Below are 15,925 nucleotides of genomic sequence, written 5' to 3'. Positions count from 1 at the left end.
GAGATATTCAAAGCACCGTCCGGTCGCGATCGACCGCTTCTTCGAGCGCGTCGATGAACATCGCCGGCACGTCGAATCCCGTCTGCTGCGTGATCTCCTGGAAGCAGGTCGGGCTGGTGACGTTGATCTCGGTCAGGCAGTCGCCGATCACGTCCAGCCCGATCAGCAGCAGGCCGCGCCCGGAGAGCAGCGGGCCGATGGTCTCGGCGATCTCGCGGTCCCGTTCCGTGATCGGCTGCGCGACGCCCTTGCCGCCGGCGGCGAGGTTGCCGCGGATCTCGCTGCCCTGCGGGATGCGCGCCAGGCAGAAAGGCACCACCTGGCCGCCGATCACCAGCACGCGCTTGTCGCCCTGCGAGATCTCGGGCACGAAGCGCTGCACCATGAGCGTGGTGCCGCCGTGCCGGTTGAGCGTCTCGATGATGGAGCCGAGGTTGAGTCCTTCCGGGCCGACGCGGAAGATGCCCATGCCGCCCATGCCGTCCAGCGGCTTGAGGATGATGTCGCCGTGCTCCTCGTGGAAGCGCCGCACTTCGTCCGGCTGGCGCGTCACCAGCGTCGGGCTGACGAACTGCGGGAACTCCATGATCGCCAGCTTCTCGGGATGGTCGCGCAGCGCCGCCGGCTTGTTGAACACCTTGGCGCCCTCGCGTTCGGCCTGCTCCAGCAGGTGGGTCGCGTAGAAGTATTCGCTGTCGAAGGGCGGGTCCTTGCGCATCAGCACCGCGTCGAAGTCCTTCAGCGCCTTGAGCGCGGTGCGGTCGACCCGGAACCATTCCTCGTCCTCGCCCGTCAGCGTGATCTCGCGCACCGTGGCATGCACGACGTCGCCGGCGCTCCAGGTGAGGTCGCCGGGCTCGCAGGCGGCGACGCGATGGCCGCGCCGCTGCGCCTCCCGCATCATCGAGAAGGTGGTGTCCTTGTAGATCTTGAAGACCTCGAGCGGGTCGGCGACGAAGAGGATGTTCATGGTGCGGGTCTTACTGTTGCACAAATCGTCGCGACCCGTCCCGCGCGCGGCTCCAGGCCTCCTCGCATGGCGCCTTCATGGAAGCGCCTGGCGTGAACGGCGCTTTTGTGGTGATGGGCGGAAGCGGCGCCGCGAGCCGGCCGGATGCCGGCGATCCATTCCGTCGCCAACGAGCGGTTTGCGTGAGAAAGCGCACGGCTTTCGGCCGGCATCCTCCACATGGCGGCTAGCGGACATGTAAGTAAGTGTACGAACATGTTTCAACCCTAAGGAGGTTCCATGTCCCGCAATGCTTTCCTGTCCATCGTCCTCGCGTGCCTCGTGGCCGCTCCCGCCCATGCCGGCGACCAGGAGTTCGACCAGGCGCTGCAGTCGTATCGCAGCGGCCGCCACTCGGACGCCTACGGCCGCTTCCTCGACCTCGCCTACCGCGGCGACCCCGATGCGGCCCGCATCGTGCTGTTCATGGGGGAGATGGGTCCCGCCGTGTTCGGCAAGGAGTGGGAGCTGACGGAAGACGATGCGCGCTTCATGCGCCGCGTCGCGGCCCGGCCCTCGCTGCGCGAGCAGAAGGCGGAGCCGGCCGGCGACTCCACCGGCCGCCGCCACGCCTTGCTGCTGCAGGAAGTGGCGGCCAAGCCCGAGCCGCTGGCGGTGCGTCGCTAGATCTCCACCTTGCTCCCCAGCTCCACCACCGAGTTGCTGGGGAGGTTGAGGAATTCGGCGGCCGCGCTGGCGTTGTGGTGCATCTGCGCGAACAGCTTCTCGCGCCAGGGCGCCATGCCGCTGCCGATGGTAGGCACGACCACGTCGCGCGAGAGGAAGTAGCTGGTGGTCATCGGGTCCAGTTCACAGCCGCGGTTGCGGATCTGGTCCAGCGCTTCCGGCACGTCGGGATCGTTCTTGAAGCCGAAGTGCAGCATCACCTGCCAGCAGTCGTGCCCGAGCGACTCGATCTCGACGCGCCGCTCCATGCCGATCCACGGCACCTCGTGGTTGCGCACGGTCACGAACAGGTTGTGGTCGTGCAGCACCTTGTTGTGCTTGAGGTTGTGCAGCATCGCGTTGGGCACGGTGCCGGGTTCGGCGGTGAGGAAGACCGCCGTGCCGGACACCCGCGTGGGCGGCGCCGAAAAGACCGACTCGAGGAAGCTCTTGAGGTCGATCGCGTCGGTGCGCAGCTTTTCATTGAGCATCGCGCGGCCCCGCTTCCACGTCATCATCAGCGTGAAGATCGCGCCGCCGATCATCAGCGGGAACCAGCCGCCGTCGACCAGCTTGAGCAGGTTGGACGAGAAGAAGGCCAGGTCGACGATGAAGAACCAGCCCGTCGCCGCGATGCACAGCGCCAGCGGGTACTTCCAGCTGTAGCGGATCACGAAGAAGGTGAGCGTCGTCGTGATCAGCATGTCCAGCGTCACGGCGATGCCGTAGGCCGATGCCAGCGCGCTCGACGAGCGGAACATCACCACCGCCAGCACGATCGCCACGAACAGGCCCCAGTTCACCGCCGGGATGTAGATCTGGCCGGTGTCCTTGACGCTGGTGTGCTGCACGTTCAGCCGCGGCAGGTAGCCGAGCTGCACCGCCTGCTTGGTGACGCTGAAGGCGCCGGTGATCAGCGCCTGCGATGCGATCACGGTGGCGGCCGTGGCCAGCACCACCAGCGGCAGCAGCAGCCATTCGGGCGCCATCATGAAGAAAGGGTTCTTCACGGCCTCGGGCCGCGCCAGCAGCAGCGCGCCCTGGCCGAAGTAGTTGAGCGTGAGCGCCGGCCAGACCACGCTGTACCAGGCCAGCCGGATCGGCTTCTTGCCGAAGTGGCCGAGGTCGGCATAGAGCGCTTCGGCGCCGGTGACGCACAGCACCACCGCGCCGAGGATGATGAAGGCGACGCCCGGGTTCTGCCACATGAAGCGCAGCGCATGGTGCGGGCTGAGCGCCTGCAGGATCTCCGGATGGCCCAGGATGTGGACCACGCCCAGTGCCGCGATGCCCATGAACCAGACCAGCGTCACCGGCCCGAAGAAGCGGCCGATGCCGGCGGTGCCGCGCTTCTGCACGCTGAACAGCGCCAGCAGGATGACCAGGGTCAGCGGGATCACCCACTCCTTGAAGCGCGGGGAGAACACCTCCAGGCCTTCCACCGCGGACAGCACCGAGATCGCCGGGGTGATCACGCCGTCGCCGTAGAACAGCGAAGTGCCGAAGATGCCGATGCCCAGCATCCACTGGCGCAGCTTGGGCTTGTCCTTCACCGCCTGGGAGGCCAGGGCCAGCATGGCGACCAGCCCGCCCTCGCCGTTGTTGTCGGCGCGCAGGACCAGCAGCACGTACTTGATCGAGACGATCACGGTGAGCGTCCAGAAGAAGATGGACAGCACGCCGTAGATGTTCGGGGTGGTGAAGGGGACGTGTCCGGAACCGAACACCTCCTTCATGGCGTAGAGGACACTGGTGCCGATGTCGCCGTAGACGACACCGATGGCGCCGAGGGTCAGCGCCGCGAGAGAGGATTTCGAGTTCTGCACGAGCAGCCCCGTCCCGGCATGAGCCACCGGCAGGGTCTTGAACTTGGGACCGCTATTGTGCGCCCGGCCGCATCAGGAAACCGGCGGAATGTTGCGGTGCAGCAACCAAGGCATGGATCCCGGATCGGGTCCGGGATGACCCCTGCGGGGTCACTCGTAGGTCTCGGCTTCGGGGTCCGTGGCTTCCAGCTCGTAGCTGGCGGCCAGCATCGCCAGCCGGCCGATCACGCCATACATGTAGAAGCGGTTCGGCGCGCTGGCCCCCGGCTTCTGTCCGGGCTGGGGTAAGCGCGTACTCTCTGCGAAAGCGAGCGGCACGTAGCTCGCGCCGGGCGCATTGAGGTTCTCGTCGACGCCGCGCTCGGCGTGGATGCGGTAGAAGCCGCCCACCACGTAGCGGTCCATCATGTAGACCACCGGCTCGGCCACGGCGTCGTTGATCCGTTCGGCCGTGAGCACCCCTTCCTGGATGATCACGTCGGTGATGGCCTTGCCGCCCTTGACCACCGGCGGCCGGTTCTTCGGCAGCTTGCGGATCTCCTCCAGGTCCTTCACGTCGCGCACGGTCATGATGCCCATGCCGTGGCTGCCGTAGTCGGCCTTGACGATCACGAACGGCTTCTCGTTGATGCCGTATTCCTTGTACTTCTTGCGGACCTTGGCCAGCAGCGCATCGACGTTGGTGCGCAGGCACTCCATGCCCTCTTCCCGCGCGAAGTCCAGTTCGCCGCAGCGGTTGAACAGCGGATTCACCAGCCAGGAGTCGATGCCCAGCATCTTGCCGAAGCGCTTGGCGACTTCCTCGTAGCTCTGGAAGTGGCGGCTCTTGCGCCGCACCGACCAGCCCGCGTGCAGCGGCGGCAGCAGGTACTGCTCGTGCAGGTCCTCCAGGATGCCGGGCGCGCCCGCGGTGAGGTCGTTGTTCAGGAGGATGGTGCAGGGGTCGAAGTTCTTCAGCCCCAGCCGCCGCTTGCTGCGCACCACCGGCTCCAGCGTCACCGTTTCGCCGCCGGGCAATTCCACGGCGGTCGCCTTCTTGATCTCGGGGTCGACGGAACCCACGCGCACGTTGAGGCCCGCCCCGCGGAAGATGCGCTGCAGCTGCGCGATGTTGGCCAGGTAGAACGAGTTGCGGGTGTTCTCGGGGATCACCAGCAGGTTCTTCGCTTCCGGGCAGATCTTCTCGATCGCGGCCATCGCCGCCTGCACGCCGAGCGGCAGCATGTCGGGCGTGAGGTTGTGCCAGCCGCCCGGGAACAGGTTGGTGTCCACCGGCGCCAGCTTGAAGCCGGCGTTGCGGATGTCCACCGAACAGTAGAACGGCGGCGTGTGCTCCATCCACTCGAGGCGGAACCAGCGCTCCACCGCCGGCATCGATTCGAGGATGCGCTGTTCGAGCTCGTTGATCGGGCCGGTCAGGGCCGTGATGAGGTGCGGAACCATGCGGTCCTCTTGTTGTTGTGGGTCAGGACCGGATTTCGCCGTTGCCCAGGACGATCCATTTGAGCGAGGTGAGTCCTTCGATGCCCACGGGACCGCGGGCGTGGAACTTGTCGGTGCTGATGCCGATCTCGGCGCCCAGCCCATACTCGAAACCATCGGCGAAGCGCGTGCTGGCATTGACCATCACGCTGGCCGAATCCACCTCGCGCAGGAAGCGCTGCGCGTGCACGTGGTCGCGCGTGAGGATGGCGTCGGTGTGGTGCGAGGAGTAGCGGTTGACGTGCGCGATCGCCTCGTCGATGCCGGCCACCACCTTCACGCTGATGATCGGCGCGAGGTATTCCTCGGACCAGTCCTGCTCGGTGGCGTCCTGCAGGTTCGCGCCCTTCACCGTCTGCAGGATCGCCTTGGCTTCGGGGTCGCACCGCATCTCGACGCCCTTGGCCGCGAACACCGCGCCGATCTTCGGCAGGAAGTCCTTGGCCACGCCGCGCGCGACGAGCAGGCCCTCGCTGGCGTTGCAGGGGCTGTACTTCTGCGTCTTGGCGTTGTCGGCGACGGTGACGGCCATGGCGATGTCGCAGGGATCGTCGACGTAGGTGTGGCAGTTGCCGTCCAGGTGCTTGATCACGGGCACCTTCGCTTCGCGGGAGATCCGCTCGATCAGGCTCTTGCCGCCGCGCGGGATGACCACGTCGACGTATTCGGGCATGGCGATCAGGCGGCCCACCGCCTCGCGGTCGGTGGTCTGCACCAGCTGCACGGCAGTCGCGGGCAGGCCTGCCTGTTGCAGCGCCTGCTGCACCAGCCGCGCCAGCGCCTTGTTCGATTCGATCGCCTCGGAGCCGCCGCGCAGGATGCAGGCATTGCCGCTCTTGATCGACAGGCTGGCGGCCTCGATCGTCACGTTGGGGCGGCTCTCGAAGATCATGCCGAACACGCCGATCGGCACGCGCATCTGGCCCACGCGGATGCCCGTGGGCTGCTGCTTCATGCCGATCACCTCGCCGATGATGTCGGGCATGGTGGCGAGCTGCTCGCAGCCGACGGCGAGCGTCTCGATGATCTTCGGCGTGAGCTTCAGGCGATCGACCATCGGTTCGGCCAGGCCGGCGGCGGTGGCGCGTGCGATGTCTTTCGCGTTGTCGGCCTGCAGCGACTGCACGCTGGCGCGCAGCAGCGCGGCCAGGCCGCGCAGGGCGTCGCTCCTGGTGGCCGAGGACGCCGAAGCCATGCGCGCCGAGGCCTCGCGGGCCTGCAGGCCAAGGCTCAGCATGTGTTCGGCGATATTCACGGCGTTCATAAGCTAACCATTATCCCCGCGTGGCATGAGCCTTGCCTGAGCACTCCAGGCACAACCCCAGGGCCAGCTTGTGGAGGGCCTGCCAGCCATCCGTCGGCCAGCCCGGCGACTTCAATCCCTTGACGATGCCGTCCACCACGTGGGCGCCGTGCAGCAGGTTTTCAAGCGCGGTGGCCGACAGGCGCGGCAGCACGCGTTCGAACAGCTTTTCCTTCAGGCCCCAGACCCGCTGCTCGCGCAGCGCCATCGGCAGCGGCTTGCCGCCGGCCATGGCGTCCTTCACCCGCTTGAGCGCGCGGATGTCCTCGGCCAGCGTGTAGTGCACCAGCACCTCCGCCTCGCCCTCCGCCTGCAGGCCCTCCAGCATGCGCTGCACCCGCGCCACCTGACCGGCCAGCACCGCCTCGGACAGCTTGAAGACGTCGTAGCGCGCCACGTTCAGCACCGCGCTTTCGACCTGGTCGAAACGCAGCTCCCCGGCGGGATGGAGCAGCGCCAGCTTCTGGATCTCCTGGTGGGCGGCGAGCAGGTTGCCCTCCACGCGGTCGGCGAAGAACTGCAGGGTGCGCTGGCCTTCCTCGCCCGCCACGACGCGCTGTCCCTGCTGCGCGAGCCGCTGGGCGATCCATTGCGGCAGCGCGTTGCGCTCCACAGTCTGCACTTCGATCATCACGCCGGCACCTTCCAGTGCCGCGAACCAGGCCGATTTCTTCGTCGCGAAGTCCAGGCGGGGCAGCAGCACGAGCGTGAGCGTGCTGTCATTGCCCGCGGCACTCTCGGCCACCTGCTGCAGCGCCGTGCTGCCGTCCTTGCCCGGCTTGCCGGTGGGGATGCGGATCTCCACGATCTGCTTGTCGGCGAACAGGCTCAGCGAGCCGCCCGCGGCCAGCACCGCGCTCCAGTCGAAGTGCGCGCCGGAAACGGTGTGGACCGTGCGTTCGGTGTAGCCCTGGGTGCGCGCCGCCGCGCGGATCGCATCGGCCGCTTCCTGCACCAGCAGCGGCTCGTCGCCGTACAGGGTGTAGAGCGGGCGCAGGCCCCGTTGCAGGTGTTGCGTCAGTTGGGCGGGCGCGAGCTGCATCCCGCCAGTTTACCGGGCGAGCTCAGGCGGTGATCACCTGCTGGTTGCGCCGGCGGTCCAGCCCCAGCTGGTGCCACTTCTCCTTCGCCACCCGATGGAAGATGTCCACCGCACGGTCGATCAGGTCGTAGCTGATGGTCAGCGGCGGCGCGAAGCGGATCACCGTGTCGTGCGTCTCCTTGGACAGCACGCCGGCCGCCGCGAGCCGCTCCACCAGGTCGCGCGCGCTGGTGCAGGACGGCTCGATGTCGACGCCCACCCAGAGGCCGCGGCCGCGCACGTCGCGGATCAGCGGCCGCACCTCGGCCTGGACCTCGCGCAGGCGCCCGAACAGGTACGCGCCCTTCTCGGCGCAATGTTCCACCAGGCCTTCCTCTTCCAGCACCTTGAGGCCTTCCAGCGCCACCGCCGCGGCAAGCGCATTGCCGCCGAAGGTGGAGCCGTGGCTGTTCGGCACGAACACCGACATCACCTTGTCGTCGGCGCAGAACGCGCTGACCGGCAGCAGCCCCGCGCCCAGCGCCTTGCCGAGGATCAGCCCGTCGGGCCGGATGCCCTCGTGCTCGAAGGCGAACCACTTGCCGGTGCGCCCCAGCCCTGCCTGCACCTCGTCGTCGATCAGCAGGACGTTGTTCTCGGTGCACCACTGCCGCAGCTCCCGGAAGAAGCCGGGCGGCGGCACGATCACGCCGGCCTCGCCCTGGATCGGCTCGATCAGCACGGCGCAGGTGTTCTCCGTGGCGGCGGCCTTCACGCTCGCCATGTCGCCGTAGTCGAAGTGCTGGAAGCCGCCGCAGAACGGCCCGAAGCCGGTGCGGTAGTCTTCCTCGCTGGAGAAACCGATGATCGTGCTGGTGCGGCCGTGGAAATTGCCGCGGGCCACCAGGATGCGCTGCTGCCCGTCGGGGATGCCCTTGACCTGGTGGCCCCAGCGTCGCGCGCACTTGATGGCGGTCTCCACCGCCTCGGCCCCCGTGTTCATCGGCAGGACGCGCTCGAAGCCGGTGACCTCGCTCAGCTTTTCCAGCAGCGGGCCCAGCGTCGTGCCGTAGTAGGCGCGGGACATCACCGCCACCTTCTCCAGCTGGCGATGCGCTGCCTCGACGATGCGCGGGTGCAGGTGGCCGTGGCTGACCGAGGAGTAGGCGCTCATCATGTCGATGTACTCCCTGCCTTCCACGTCCCAGACCAGGCAGTCCTTCGCGTGGTCGACCACCACCGGCACGGGCGCGTAGTTCTTCGCGCCGAAGCGCGCTTCCTTGGCGATGTGGCTTTCCGTCGCGCTCATGTTGCACATGTGGGACCTCCAGTCTTCAGACGAAGAGGTTCCCACCGCCGGGCGCGCAAGGATGTAGGACGGCACTGGACGGCGCTCGCGGGTCGCCTGACGGTGCCCGCGCGCCCTTTCTTACACGGCCTTGAGGGCTGCGAGCCTGCGCATGAGCTGTTGCACGATGTCGTTCTGCATGTCGCGGTAGAGCAGCGACTCTTCCTGCTCCTTGGCCAGCACGGCGGACTCGTTGAAGCTGATGTCGCGCTGCTGCAGCAGTTCGGTCTCGGGGATCAGCTCGCGGCCCTGCGGAGTGCGCAGGCGGAAGCGCGTGCGCAGCCGCAGCTGGAACTCGCGCACCTGGCCCGAGGCATTGAGGCCCACGACCACCTTCTCGCGCTGCTCCACCGGCAGGTCCAGGATCACCTGGGCCTTGGTCGGGTCGGTGCCGGACGGCAGCACGCGCACGCGGCCATCCGCCGCGAGCTGGCGCCGCAGCTGGTTGGCCAGCCCGGAATTGACGTCGCCGGTGACCAGGATGTTGTCGAAGGCGAAGTCCGGCGCCTTGCGCAGCTGGAAGCCGCAGCCGGACAGCAGCACGGCGGCGCCACTTGAGAGAAGGAGGCGGCGCTTCATAGGACGACGTTCACCAGGCGGCCGGGCACCACGATGACTTTCTTTGCGCTCGCGCCGTCGGCGAACTTCACGAAGGCCTCGCTCGCCAGCGCGATGCGCTCGATCTCGGCCTTGTCCGCGCCGGCCGGCACCTGGATGGAGCCGCGCAGCTTGCCGTTGACCTGCAGCATCAGCTCGACCTCGTCCTGCTTCAGCGCGCCTTCGTCGACCTTCGGCCAGGGCGCATCGAGCAGCTCGCCGGCGGCGGCCACGTAGCCCAGTTCGTTCCACAGCCCGTGGGCGATGTGCGGCGTGACCGGATACAGCACGCGCAGCAGGATGCCGAAGCCCTCGCGCTGCGCGGCGTCGGCCCCGGCGTCGCCGTTGGCCTTGAAGTCCTCCAGCGCGTTGAGCATCTTCATCGCGCCCGAGACGACGGTGTTGTACTGCATGCGCTGGTAGTCGTAGTCCACCTGCTTGAGCACGGTGTGGATCTCGCGGCGCAGCGCCTGCGCGGCCTTGCCGTAGCTGGCCGCCTTCGCCGGGTCGCCCGCGCCCAGCCTGGCGCCGAAGTTCCAGATCCGGCGCAGGAAGCGATAGCTGCCTTCCAGCGCGGCGTCGTTCCATTCCAGCGTCGCCTCGGGCGGCGCGGTGAACATGGTGTACAGGCGCGCGGTGTCGGCGCCGTAGCGCTCGATCAGTTCCTGCGGGTCGACGCCGTTGTTCTTGGACTTGGACATGGTCGTCCAGCCCTCGTACGTCACCGGCTGGCCGTCGGACTTCGCCTTGGCGGAGATCACCTTGGCGTGTTCGTCGCGCTCGATGTCGAGCTCGTGCGCCCAGAAGAAATGCTTGCCGGTGGTGGTGCGCGAGAAGGCCTCGTTCAGCACCATGCCCTGCGTCAGCAGGCGCGTGAAGGGCTCGTCGATCTTCACCAGCCCGAGGTCGCGCATCACCTTGGTCCAGAAGCGCGCGTACAGCAGGTGCAGGATCGCGTGCTCGATGCCGCCGATGTACTGGTCCATCGGCATCCAGTAGTTGGTGCCCTCGGCGACCATCTTGCGGTCGTTCGCCGGGTCGCAATAGCGCATGAAGTACCAGGACGAATCGACGAAGGTGTCCATCGTGTCCGTCTCGCGCCGCGCGGGCTTGCCGCACACCGGGCACTGGCAGGCGAGGAAGTCCTCGCGCTTGTTCAGCGGGTTGCCGCTGCCGTCGGGCACGCAGTCCAGCGGCAGCACCACCGGCAGGTCCTTCTCGGGCACCGGCACCGCGCCGTGCACGTCGCAGTGGATGATGGGGATCGGCGTGCCCCAGTAGCGCTGGCGGCTGACGCCCCAGTCGCGCAGGCGCCAGGTGGTCTTCTTCTCGCCCAGGCCGCGCTGCTCCAGGTGGTGGGCCACCGCATGCACCGCTTCCTGGTAGTTGAAGCCGCTGAAGATGTCGGAGTTGATGGTGACGCCGTTCTCCTTGTCGGCGTACCAGTCGTGCCACTTCTTGTAGTCGTAGGTCTGGCCGTCGACATGGATCACCTGCACGATCGGCAGGCCGTACTTCAGCGCGAAGGCGAAGTCGCGCTCGTCGTGGCCCGGCACGCCCATCACGGCGCCGTCGCCGTAGCCCATGAGCACGTAGTTGCCGACCCAGATGTCCACCGGCTCGTGGGTGAGCGGGTGCGTCACCGTCAGGCCCGTGGGCATGCCTTCCTTTTCCCGCAGTGCCAGTTCGGCCTCGGTCGTGCCGCCCCGCTTGCACTCCTCGATGAAGGCCGCGAGTTCCGGGTTGTTCCTCGCCGCGTGCTGCGCGATCGGATGCTCGGGTGCCACCGCGCAGAAGGTCACGCCCATGATCGTGTCGGCGCGCGTGGTGAACACGTACATGCGGCCGTCGCCGATCGGCTTGCCGTCGTCGCCCTGGATGTCGTGCGTGAAGGCGAAGCGCACGCCCTCGCTGCGGCCGATCCAGTTTTCCTGCATCAGCTTCACGCGCTCGGGCCAGCCGCCGAGGTCCTTCTGCACGTACTCGAGCAGCTCCTGCGCGTAGTCGGTGATCTTCAGGTAGTAGCCCGGGATCTCGCGCTTCTCCACCACCGCGCCGGTGCGCCAGCCCTTGCCGTCGATCACCTGCTCGTTGGCCAGCACGGTCTGGTCCACCGGGTCCCAGTTCACCACCTGGGTCTTGCGGTAGGCGATGCCCTTCTCCAGCATCTTCAGGAACAGCCACTGGTTCCACTTGTAGTAGCTCGGGTCGCAGGTGGCGATCTCGCGCGACCAGTCGATGGCCAGGCCCATGGCCTGCATCTGGCCCTTCATGTACGCGATGTTCTCGTACGTCCACTTGGCCGGCGGCACGCCGTTCTTCAGCGCCGCGTTCTCGGCGGGCAGGCCGAAGGCGTCCCAGCCCATGGGCATGAGGACGTTGTAGCCGTTCATGCGCAGGTACCGCGTCAACATGTCGTTGATCGTGTAGTTGCGCACGTGCCCCATGTGCAGCTTGCCCGAGGGGTACGGCAGCATGGAGCAGGCGTAGAACTTCTTCTTGCGCGGATCCTCGGTCACCCGGTAGGCATCGCGCGCGCTCCATTCGGCCTGCGCGGCCTTTTCGACCGCGAGGTGGTTGTACTTGTCTTCCATGATGGGGAAATTGTAGGGGCGGGCGCTATTTCGCCGGTTCCGCGACGAAACCGATCCGCGTCAGCCCCGCCTTGTGCGCCAGTCCCATCACCTTCACGACCTGGCCATAGGGCACGCCCTCGTCGGCACGCAGCTGGATCTCGGTCTCGGGATTCTGCTTCGCCGTGGCCGCGAGCTGCTCGGCGAGCTGGCCGGCGCCCACGGGCTTGTCGTTCAGGAAGGCCTGGCCGGATTTGTCCAGCACCAGGGTCACGAAGCGCGGCGCGTCGGCCGACTGGGTGCCTTCCGCCTTGGGCAGGTCCAGCCGGATCGAGCTGGCCAGCAGCGGCGCGGTGATGATCAGGATCACCACCAGCACCAGCATCACGTCCACCAGCGGCGTGACGTTGATGTCGCTCATGGGCGGATCGCCCTCGGTGCGCTCGATCCGCCCGAACGCCATGTCAGACGGCGGCCGCCGGCTGCGGCGCGGCGCCGTGCGTCAGCAGCTCGCGCAGGTCGCGGGCGAAGCCTTCCAGGTCGGCTTCGATGCGGTGGATCAGGCGGCCGAAGATGTTGTAGCCCAGGACGGCGGGGATGGCGACGGCGAGGCCGGCCGCCGTCATGATCAGCGCCTCGCCCACCGGGCCCGACACCTTGTCGATCGTGATCTGGCCGGCGTTGGCGATGCCGGTGAGTGCGTGGTAGATGCCCCAGACCGTGCCGAGCAGGCCGACGAAGGGTGCCGTGGAGCCCACCGTGGCCAGCAGCACCTGGCCGAACTGCAGCTTGCCGACCACCAGGTGCAGCGCATCGCGCAACACGCGCGTCAACTGTTGCGACTTGTCACCCGCCGACGCGAGCGAGCCGGGCGCCTGCACCTCCGTCGCCGCGATCAGGGGCAGCACCAGCGCCTCGCGGTCGAAGGCTTGCACCTTCTGCCGCGCATCGACCAGGCTGGGCGATTGCCAGAATGCCGCCGTGCTGCGGGCGACGTCGCGGCCCGCGCGCTGCAGCAGCCAGGCCTTCCAGAGGATCACGACCCAGCTGGACACCGACATCACGAGCAACAGGACCGCCACCACCTGGGTGACCGCGTCGCCCTGGCGGAACAAATCCAAAAAGCTCACGCCCGCAGCCCCAGCACGTCGAACATGTCGAACAGGCCCTTCTGCTGGCCCGCGAGGAAGCGCACCGCGCGCAGGCTGCCCTGGGCGTAGGTGGCGCGGCTGGCCGAGCGGTGGACGATCTCGATGCGCTCGCCGGTGCCGGCGAACAGCACCGTGTGGTCGCCGACGATGTCGCCGCCGCGGACCGCGGAGAAGCCGATCGTCGAGGGGTCGCGTTCGCCGGTGACGCCTTCGCGGGCGTACACCCCGCACTGCTTCAGGTCGCGGCCGAGGGCCTCGGCGATCACCTCGCCCATCTTCAGCGCGGTGCCGGAGGGCGCGTCCACCTTGTGGCGGTGGTGCGCCTCGATGATCTCGATGTCGTAGCCGCTGGAGAGCGCCCTGGCGGCCATCTCCAGCAGCTTCATCGTGACGTTGACGCCCACGCTCATGTTGGGCGCCATCACGATCGCGATGTCGCGCGCGGCATCGGCGATCTGTTCCTTCTGGGCGTCGGTGAAGCCGGTGGTGCCGATCACCATCTTCACGCCGCGCCGGCGGCACGCCTTCAGGTGCTCCAGCGTACCCTCGGGCCGGGTGAAGTCGATCAGCACGTGCGCGTGCTCCAGGCCGGCGGCGACGTCGGCCGTCACCGGCACGCCGCTCGCATGGCCCAGGAAGGCGGCGGCGTCGTTGCCGATCGCGGGGCTGGACGCCATGTCCAGCGCGCCGGCGAGGACGCAGTCGTCCGAGGCGCGGATCGCCTCGATCAGCATGTGGCCCATGCGCCCGCTGGCGCCGGCCACCGCCACCTGGTGCTGGTTGCTGCCCGCGGCCTGCGGCTGCACGGCGCCGGCCACGGCCACGTTCTTGAGGGTGCCTCGGGTCATGCCGGCCTCAGCGCGGTGCCGACTCGAGCGGCGGGTAGCTGGCGGACACCGGCGCGGACGCGGCGGGCTGCGGCGCGGCCGCGGCGGCGGGCTTGTTGGCGTTGAAGCGCCGCAGTTCCTCCTCGGTCGCTTCGAGCTTGGGGATCTTGCCGCCCTTGCGGCGGTTGTCCAGCGTCGACACGAAGTCGGCTTCGCTGGGCATCGGATCGCCTTCGACACGATCCATCGAGCCGTCCTTGAAGAACACGGTCAGCTGCCGGCGTTGCTGATCGACACCCTGGCGCTTGAGCGTGAACACGTAGTCCCAGCGTTCGCCGTGGAACAGGCTGGTCACCAGCGGCGTACCGAGGATCTGCCGCACCTGCTCGGGGCTCATCCCCTTCTGCAGCGCTTCGACCTGCTCCTTGGAGACGTGGTTGCCCTGCACCACTTCCACCTTGTACGGCGTGATGGCATCGGTGATGCGGCGGCTGGCTCCGTCGACCGCGCTGCATCCGGCGAGGATGGCGAAGGCCGCGGCAACCAGGCCGAGGCGCGGAGCGCGCGGGGGCATGGCAGGCATGGGAGGGGGTCCGATATGATCGGGGCATTGTAGCGGCAGCACCATGGCCAACATCGACGAACTCAAGAGCACAGGACTCAAGGCCACCTTGCCCCGGCTGAAGATCCTCGACGTCTTCCACAAGGGCGACCAGCGCCACATGACGGCGGAAGACGTGTTCCGCGTCCTGCTGGAGGAACGGTCGGACATCGGCCTGGCCACCGTGTACCGCGTGCTGACGCAGTTCGAGCAGGCCGGCATCCTGAGCCGCAGCCACTTCGAGAGCGGCAAGGCCGTCTACGAATTGAACGAAGGCCAGCACCACGACCACCTGGTGTGCATCGACTGCGGGCGGGTGGAGGAGTTCTACGACGCCGAAATCGAGAAGCGGCAGAACGACGTCGCCAAGCTCAAGGGCTTCGAGATCGCCGACCACGCGCTGAGCCTGTACGCGCACTGCACGAAGAATCCGTGCCCGCACCGGCCGAAATAGGATTCCGTCATTCCCGCGGAGGCGGGAACCCAGGGCATTGAAAAAGGCGGCCACTGGCCGCCTTCATGTTTCCGGAAGCTCTGGATCCCCGCCTGCGCGGGGATGACGGCTACCCGCCTTTTTCCATCGCGCGGCGGTGCCGCTCGACGAACTCCTGGTAGGTGTCGACACCCCGCAGTTGCAGGATGGTGTTGCGCACGGCGGCTTCCACCAGCACGGCCATGTTGCGGCCGGCGACCACCGGGATGACGGCCTTGCGCACCGGCACGCCCAGCACGTCCTGCGTGAGCGGCTCGTAGGGCAGGCGTTCGTACTCGCGTTCCATGGTCTCGCGCCGCACGAGGTGCACGATCAGGCGCAGGCGCATCTTCCGGCGCACCGCCGTCTCGCCGAAGATCGCGCGGATGTCCAGCAGGCCGATCCCGCGCACCTCCAGCAGGTTCTGCAGCAGCTCGGGACAGCGGCCTTCGATGGTCGTCTGGTTGACGCGGTACAGATCCACCGCGTCGTCGGCCACCAGGCCGTTGCCGCGCGTGATCAGCTCCAGCCCCAGCTCGCTCTTGCCCAGGCCCGATTCGCCGGTGATCAGCACGCCCAGGCCCAGGATGTCCATGAACACGCCGTGCATCGAGGTGCGCTCGGCGAAGTGCTTGGACAGGTAGGCCCGCAGCACGTCGATCACGAAAGCCGAGGGCTCGTGCGTGGCGAACATCGGGATCTGCGCCCGCTCGCACATCGACAGCAGGGCGTCCGGAGCGGTCTGGCCGTCGGTCAGCACCAGCACCGGCGGCTCCAGCGTCACGATGCGCGCGATGCGGCGGGCGCAGTCGTCGGCGGTGGCGTTGGTGAGGTAGGCGATCTCCCGCTCGCCCAGGATCTGGACGCGGTAGGGATGGATGTAGTTGAGGTAGCCCACGAGGTCCGCGCCGGAGCGCGCGGCCCGCACCGCCACTTCGTCGAAACGGCGCTCGGACGCGCCGAGGCCGGCGACCCACTCCCACTTCAGCGTGGTGCGATGGTCCTCGAACAGGACGTCGGCACTGACGACGGTCGGTTTCAAGCGCTCG

General features: G+C 67.8%; 15 protein-coding genes. 2 read left to right on the top strand and 13 right to left on the bottom strand.

Annotation, left to right across the window (positions count from 1 at the left end):
- Positions 1-7 precede the first annotated feature (7 nt).
- A complete protein-coding gene (gene gshB, locus VF522_RS07280; RefSeq protein ID WP_330907570.1) occupies positions 8-970 on the bottom strand; it encodes a glutathione synthase in 963 nt (320 codons plus the stop codon).
- A gap of 279 nt (positions 971-1,249) precedes the next feature.
- On the opposite strand from gshB, the gene VF522_RS07275 reads away from it, so the two are divergent.
- Positions 1,250-1,636 (top strand): hypothetical protein, encoded by a 387-nt coding sequence (locus tag VF522_RS07275; RefSeq protein WP_330907569.1) that lies wholly within the window; start codon positions 1,250-1,252, stop codon positions 1,634-1,636.
- Here VF522_RS07275 and VF522_RS07270 read toward each other — a convergent pair.
- The 11 genes from VF522_RS07270 to VF522_RS07220 all read right to left on the bottom strand — a co-directional run bounded on the left by VF522_RS07270 (position 1,633) and on the right by VF522_RS07220 (position 14,386).
- Positions 1,633-3,501 carry a potassium transporter Kup gene (locus tag VF522_RS07270; protein ID WP_330907568.1) on the bottom strand — a complete coding sequence of 623 codons (1,869 nt, stop codon included), beginning with the start codon at positions 3,499-3,501 and terminating at the stop codon, positions 1,633-1,635. The genes VF522_RS07275 and VF522_RS07270 overlap by 4 nt on opposite strands.
- Positions 3,502-3,651: 150 nt before the next feature.
- Positions 3,652-4,944: a glutamate--cysteine ligase gene (gshA, locus tag VF522_RS07265; RefSeq protein ID WP_330907567.1), complete on the bottom strand. Its 1,293-nt coding sequence runs from the start codon at positions 4,942-4,944 to the stop codon at positions 3,652-3,654.
- Between the two features lie 22 nt (positions 4,945-4,966).
- Entirely contained in the window at positions 4,967-6,247 is a 1,281-nt protein-coding gene (locus VF522_RS07260) for a glutamate-5-semialdehyde dehydrogenase (RefSeq protein WP_330907566.1), read from the bottom strand.
- 10 nt (positions 6,248-6,257) lie between these two features.
- Positions 6,258-7,328, bottom strand: coding sequence for a DNA polymerase III subunit delta (holA, locus tag VF522_RS07255; protein ID WP_330907565.1), 1,071 nt, complete (start codon positions 7,326-7,328; stop codon positions 6,258-6,260).
- 22 nt (positions 7,329-7,350) lie between these two features.
- A complete protein-coding gene (rocD, locus tag VF522_RS07250) occupies positions 7,351-8,616 on the bottom strand; it encodes an ornithine--oxo-acid transaminase (RefSeq protein WP_330907564.1) in 1,266 nt (421 codons plus the stop codon).
- Positions 8,617-8,736: 120 nt separating this feature from the next.
- A complete protein-coding gene (gene lptE, locus VF522_RS07245; RefSeq protein WP_330907563.1) occupies positions 8,737-9,234 on the bottom strand; it encodes an LPS assembly lipoprotein LptE in 498 nt (165 codons plus the stop codon).
- Positions 9,231-11,846, bottom strand: coding sequence for a leucine--tRNA ligase (leuS, locus tag VF522_RS07240; protein WP_330907562.1), 2,616 nt, complete (start codon positions 11,844-11,846; stop codon positions 9,231-9,233). The genes lptE and leuS overlap by 4 nt, the downstream gene beginning before the upstream one ends.
- 25 nt (positions 11,847-11,871) lie before the next feature.
- Positions 11,872-12,288 carry a biopolymer transporter ExbD gene (locus VF522_RS07235; RefSeq protein ID WP_330907561.1) on the bottom strand — a complete coding sequence of 139 codons (417 nt, stop codon included), beginning with the start codon at positions 12,286-12,288 and terminating at the stop codon, positions 11,872-11,874.
- 1 nt (position 12,289) lies between these two features.
- Complete coding sequence (locus VF522_RS07230; RefSeq protein WP_330907560.1) at positions 12,290-12,955, bottom strand: MotA/TolQ/ExbB proton channel family protein; 666 nt, start codon at positions 12,953-12,955, stop codon at positions 12,290-12,292.
- Positions 12,952-13,824 carry a 4-hydroxy-tetrahydrodipicolinate reductase gene (gene dapB, locus VF522_RS07225; protein WP_330907559.1) on the bottom strand — a complete coding sequence of 291 codons (873 nt, stop codon included), beginning with the start codon at positions 13,822-13,824 and terminating at the stop codon, positions 12,952-12,954. Before dapB ends, VF522_RS07230 begins: the two co-directional genes overlap by 4 nt.
- 7 nt (positions 13,825-13,831) lie before the next feature.
- Positions 13,832-14,386, bottom strand: coding sequence for an outer membrane protein assembly factor BamE (locus tag VF522_RS07220; RefSeq protein WP_330907558.1), 555 nt, complete (start codon positions 14,384-14,386; stop codon positions 13,832-13,834).
- Positions 14,387-14,429: 43 nt separating this feature from the next.
- Here VF522_RS07220 and fur point away from each other — a divergent pair, with 43 nt between their 5' ends.
- The gene (gene fur / locus VF522_RS07215) at positions 14,430-14,858 is read left to right on the top strand and encodes a ferric iron uptake transcriptional regulator (RefSeq protein ID WP_330907557.1); all 429 of its coding nucleotides are present in this window, start codon (positions 14,430-14,432) and stop codon (positions 14,856-14,858) included.
- Between the two features lie 109 nt (positions 14,859-14,967).
- Here the strand turns inward: fur and hprK are convergent, their stop codons facing one another.
- Entirely contained in the window at positions 14,968-15,918 is a 951-nt protein-coding gene (hprK, locus tag VF522_RS07210) for an HPr(Ser) kinase/phosphatase (protein WP_330907556.1), read from the bottom strand.
- Between the last annotated feature and the right edge of the window lie 7 nt (positions 15,919-15,925).

Origin of the sequence: Ramlibacter sp., from assembly GCF_036383835.1 — a bacterium.
Lineage (GTDB): Bacteria > Pseudomonadota > Gammaproteobacteria > Burkholderiales > Burkholderiaceae_C > Ramlibacter.
This window is presented reverse-complemented; position numbering and strand designations above follow the sequence as displayed.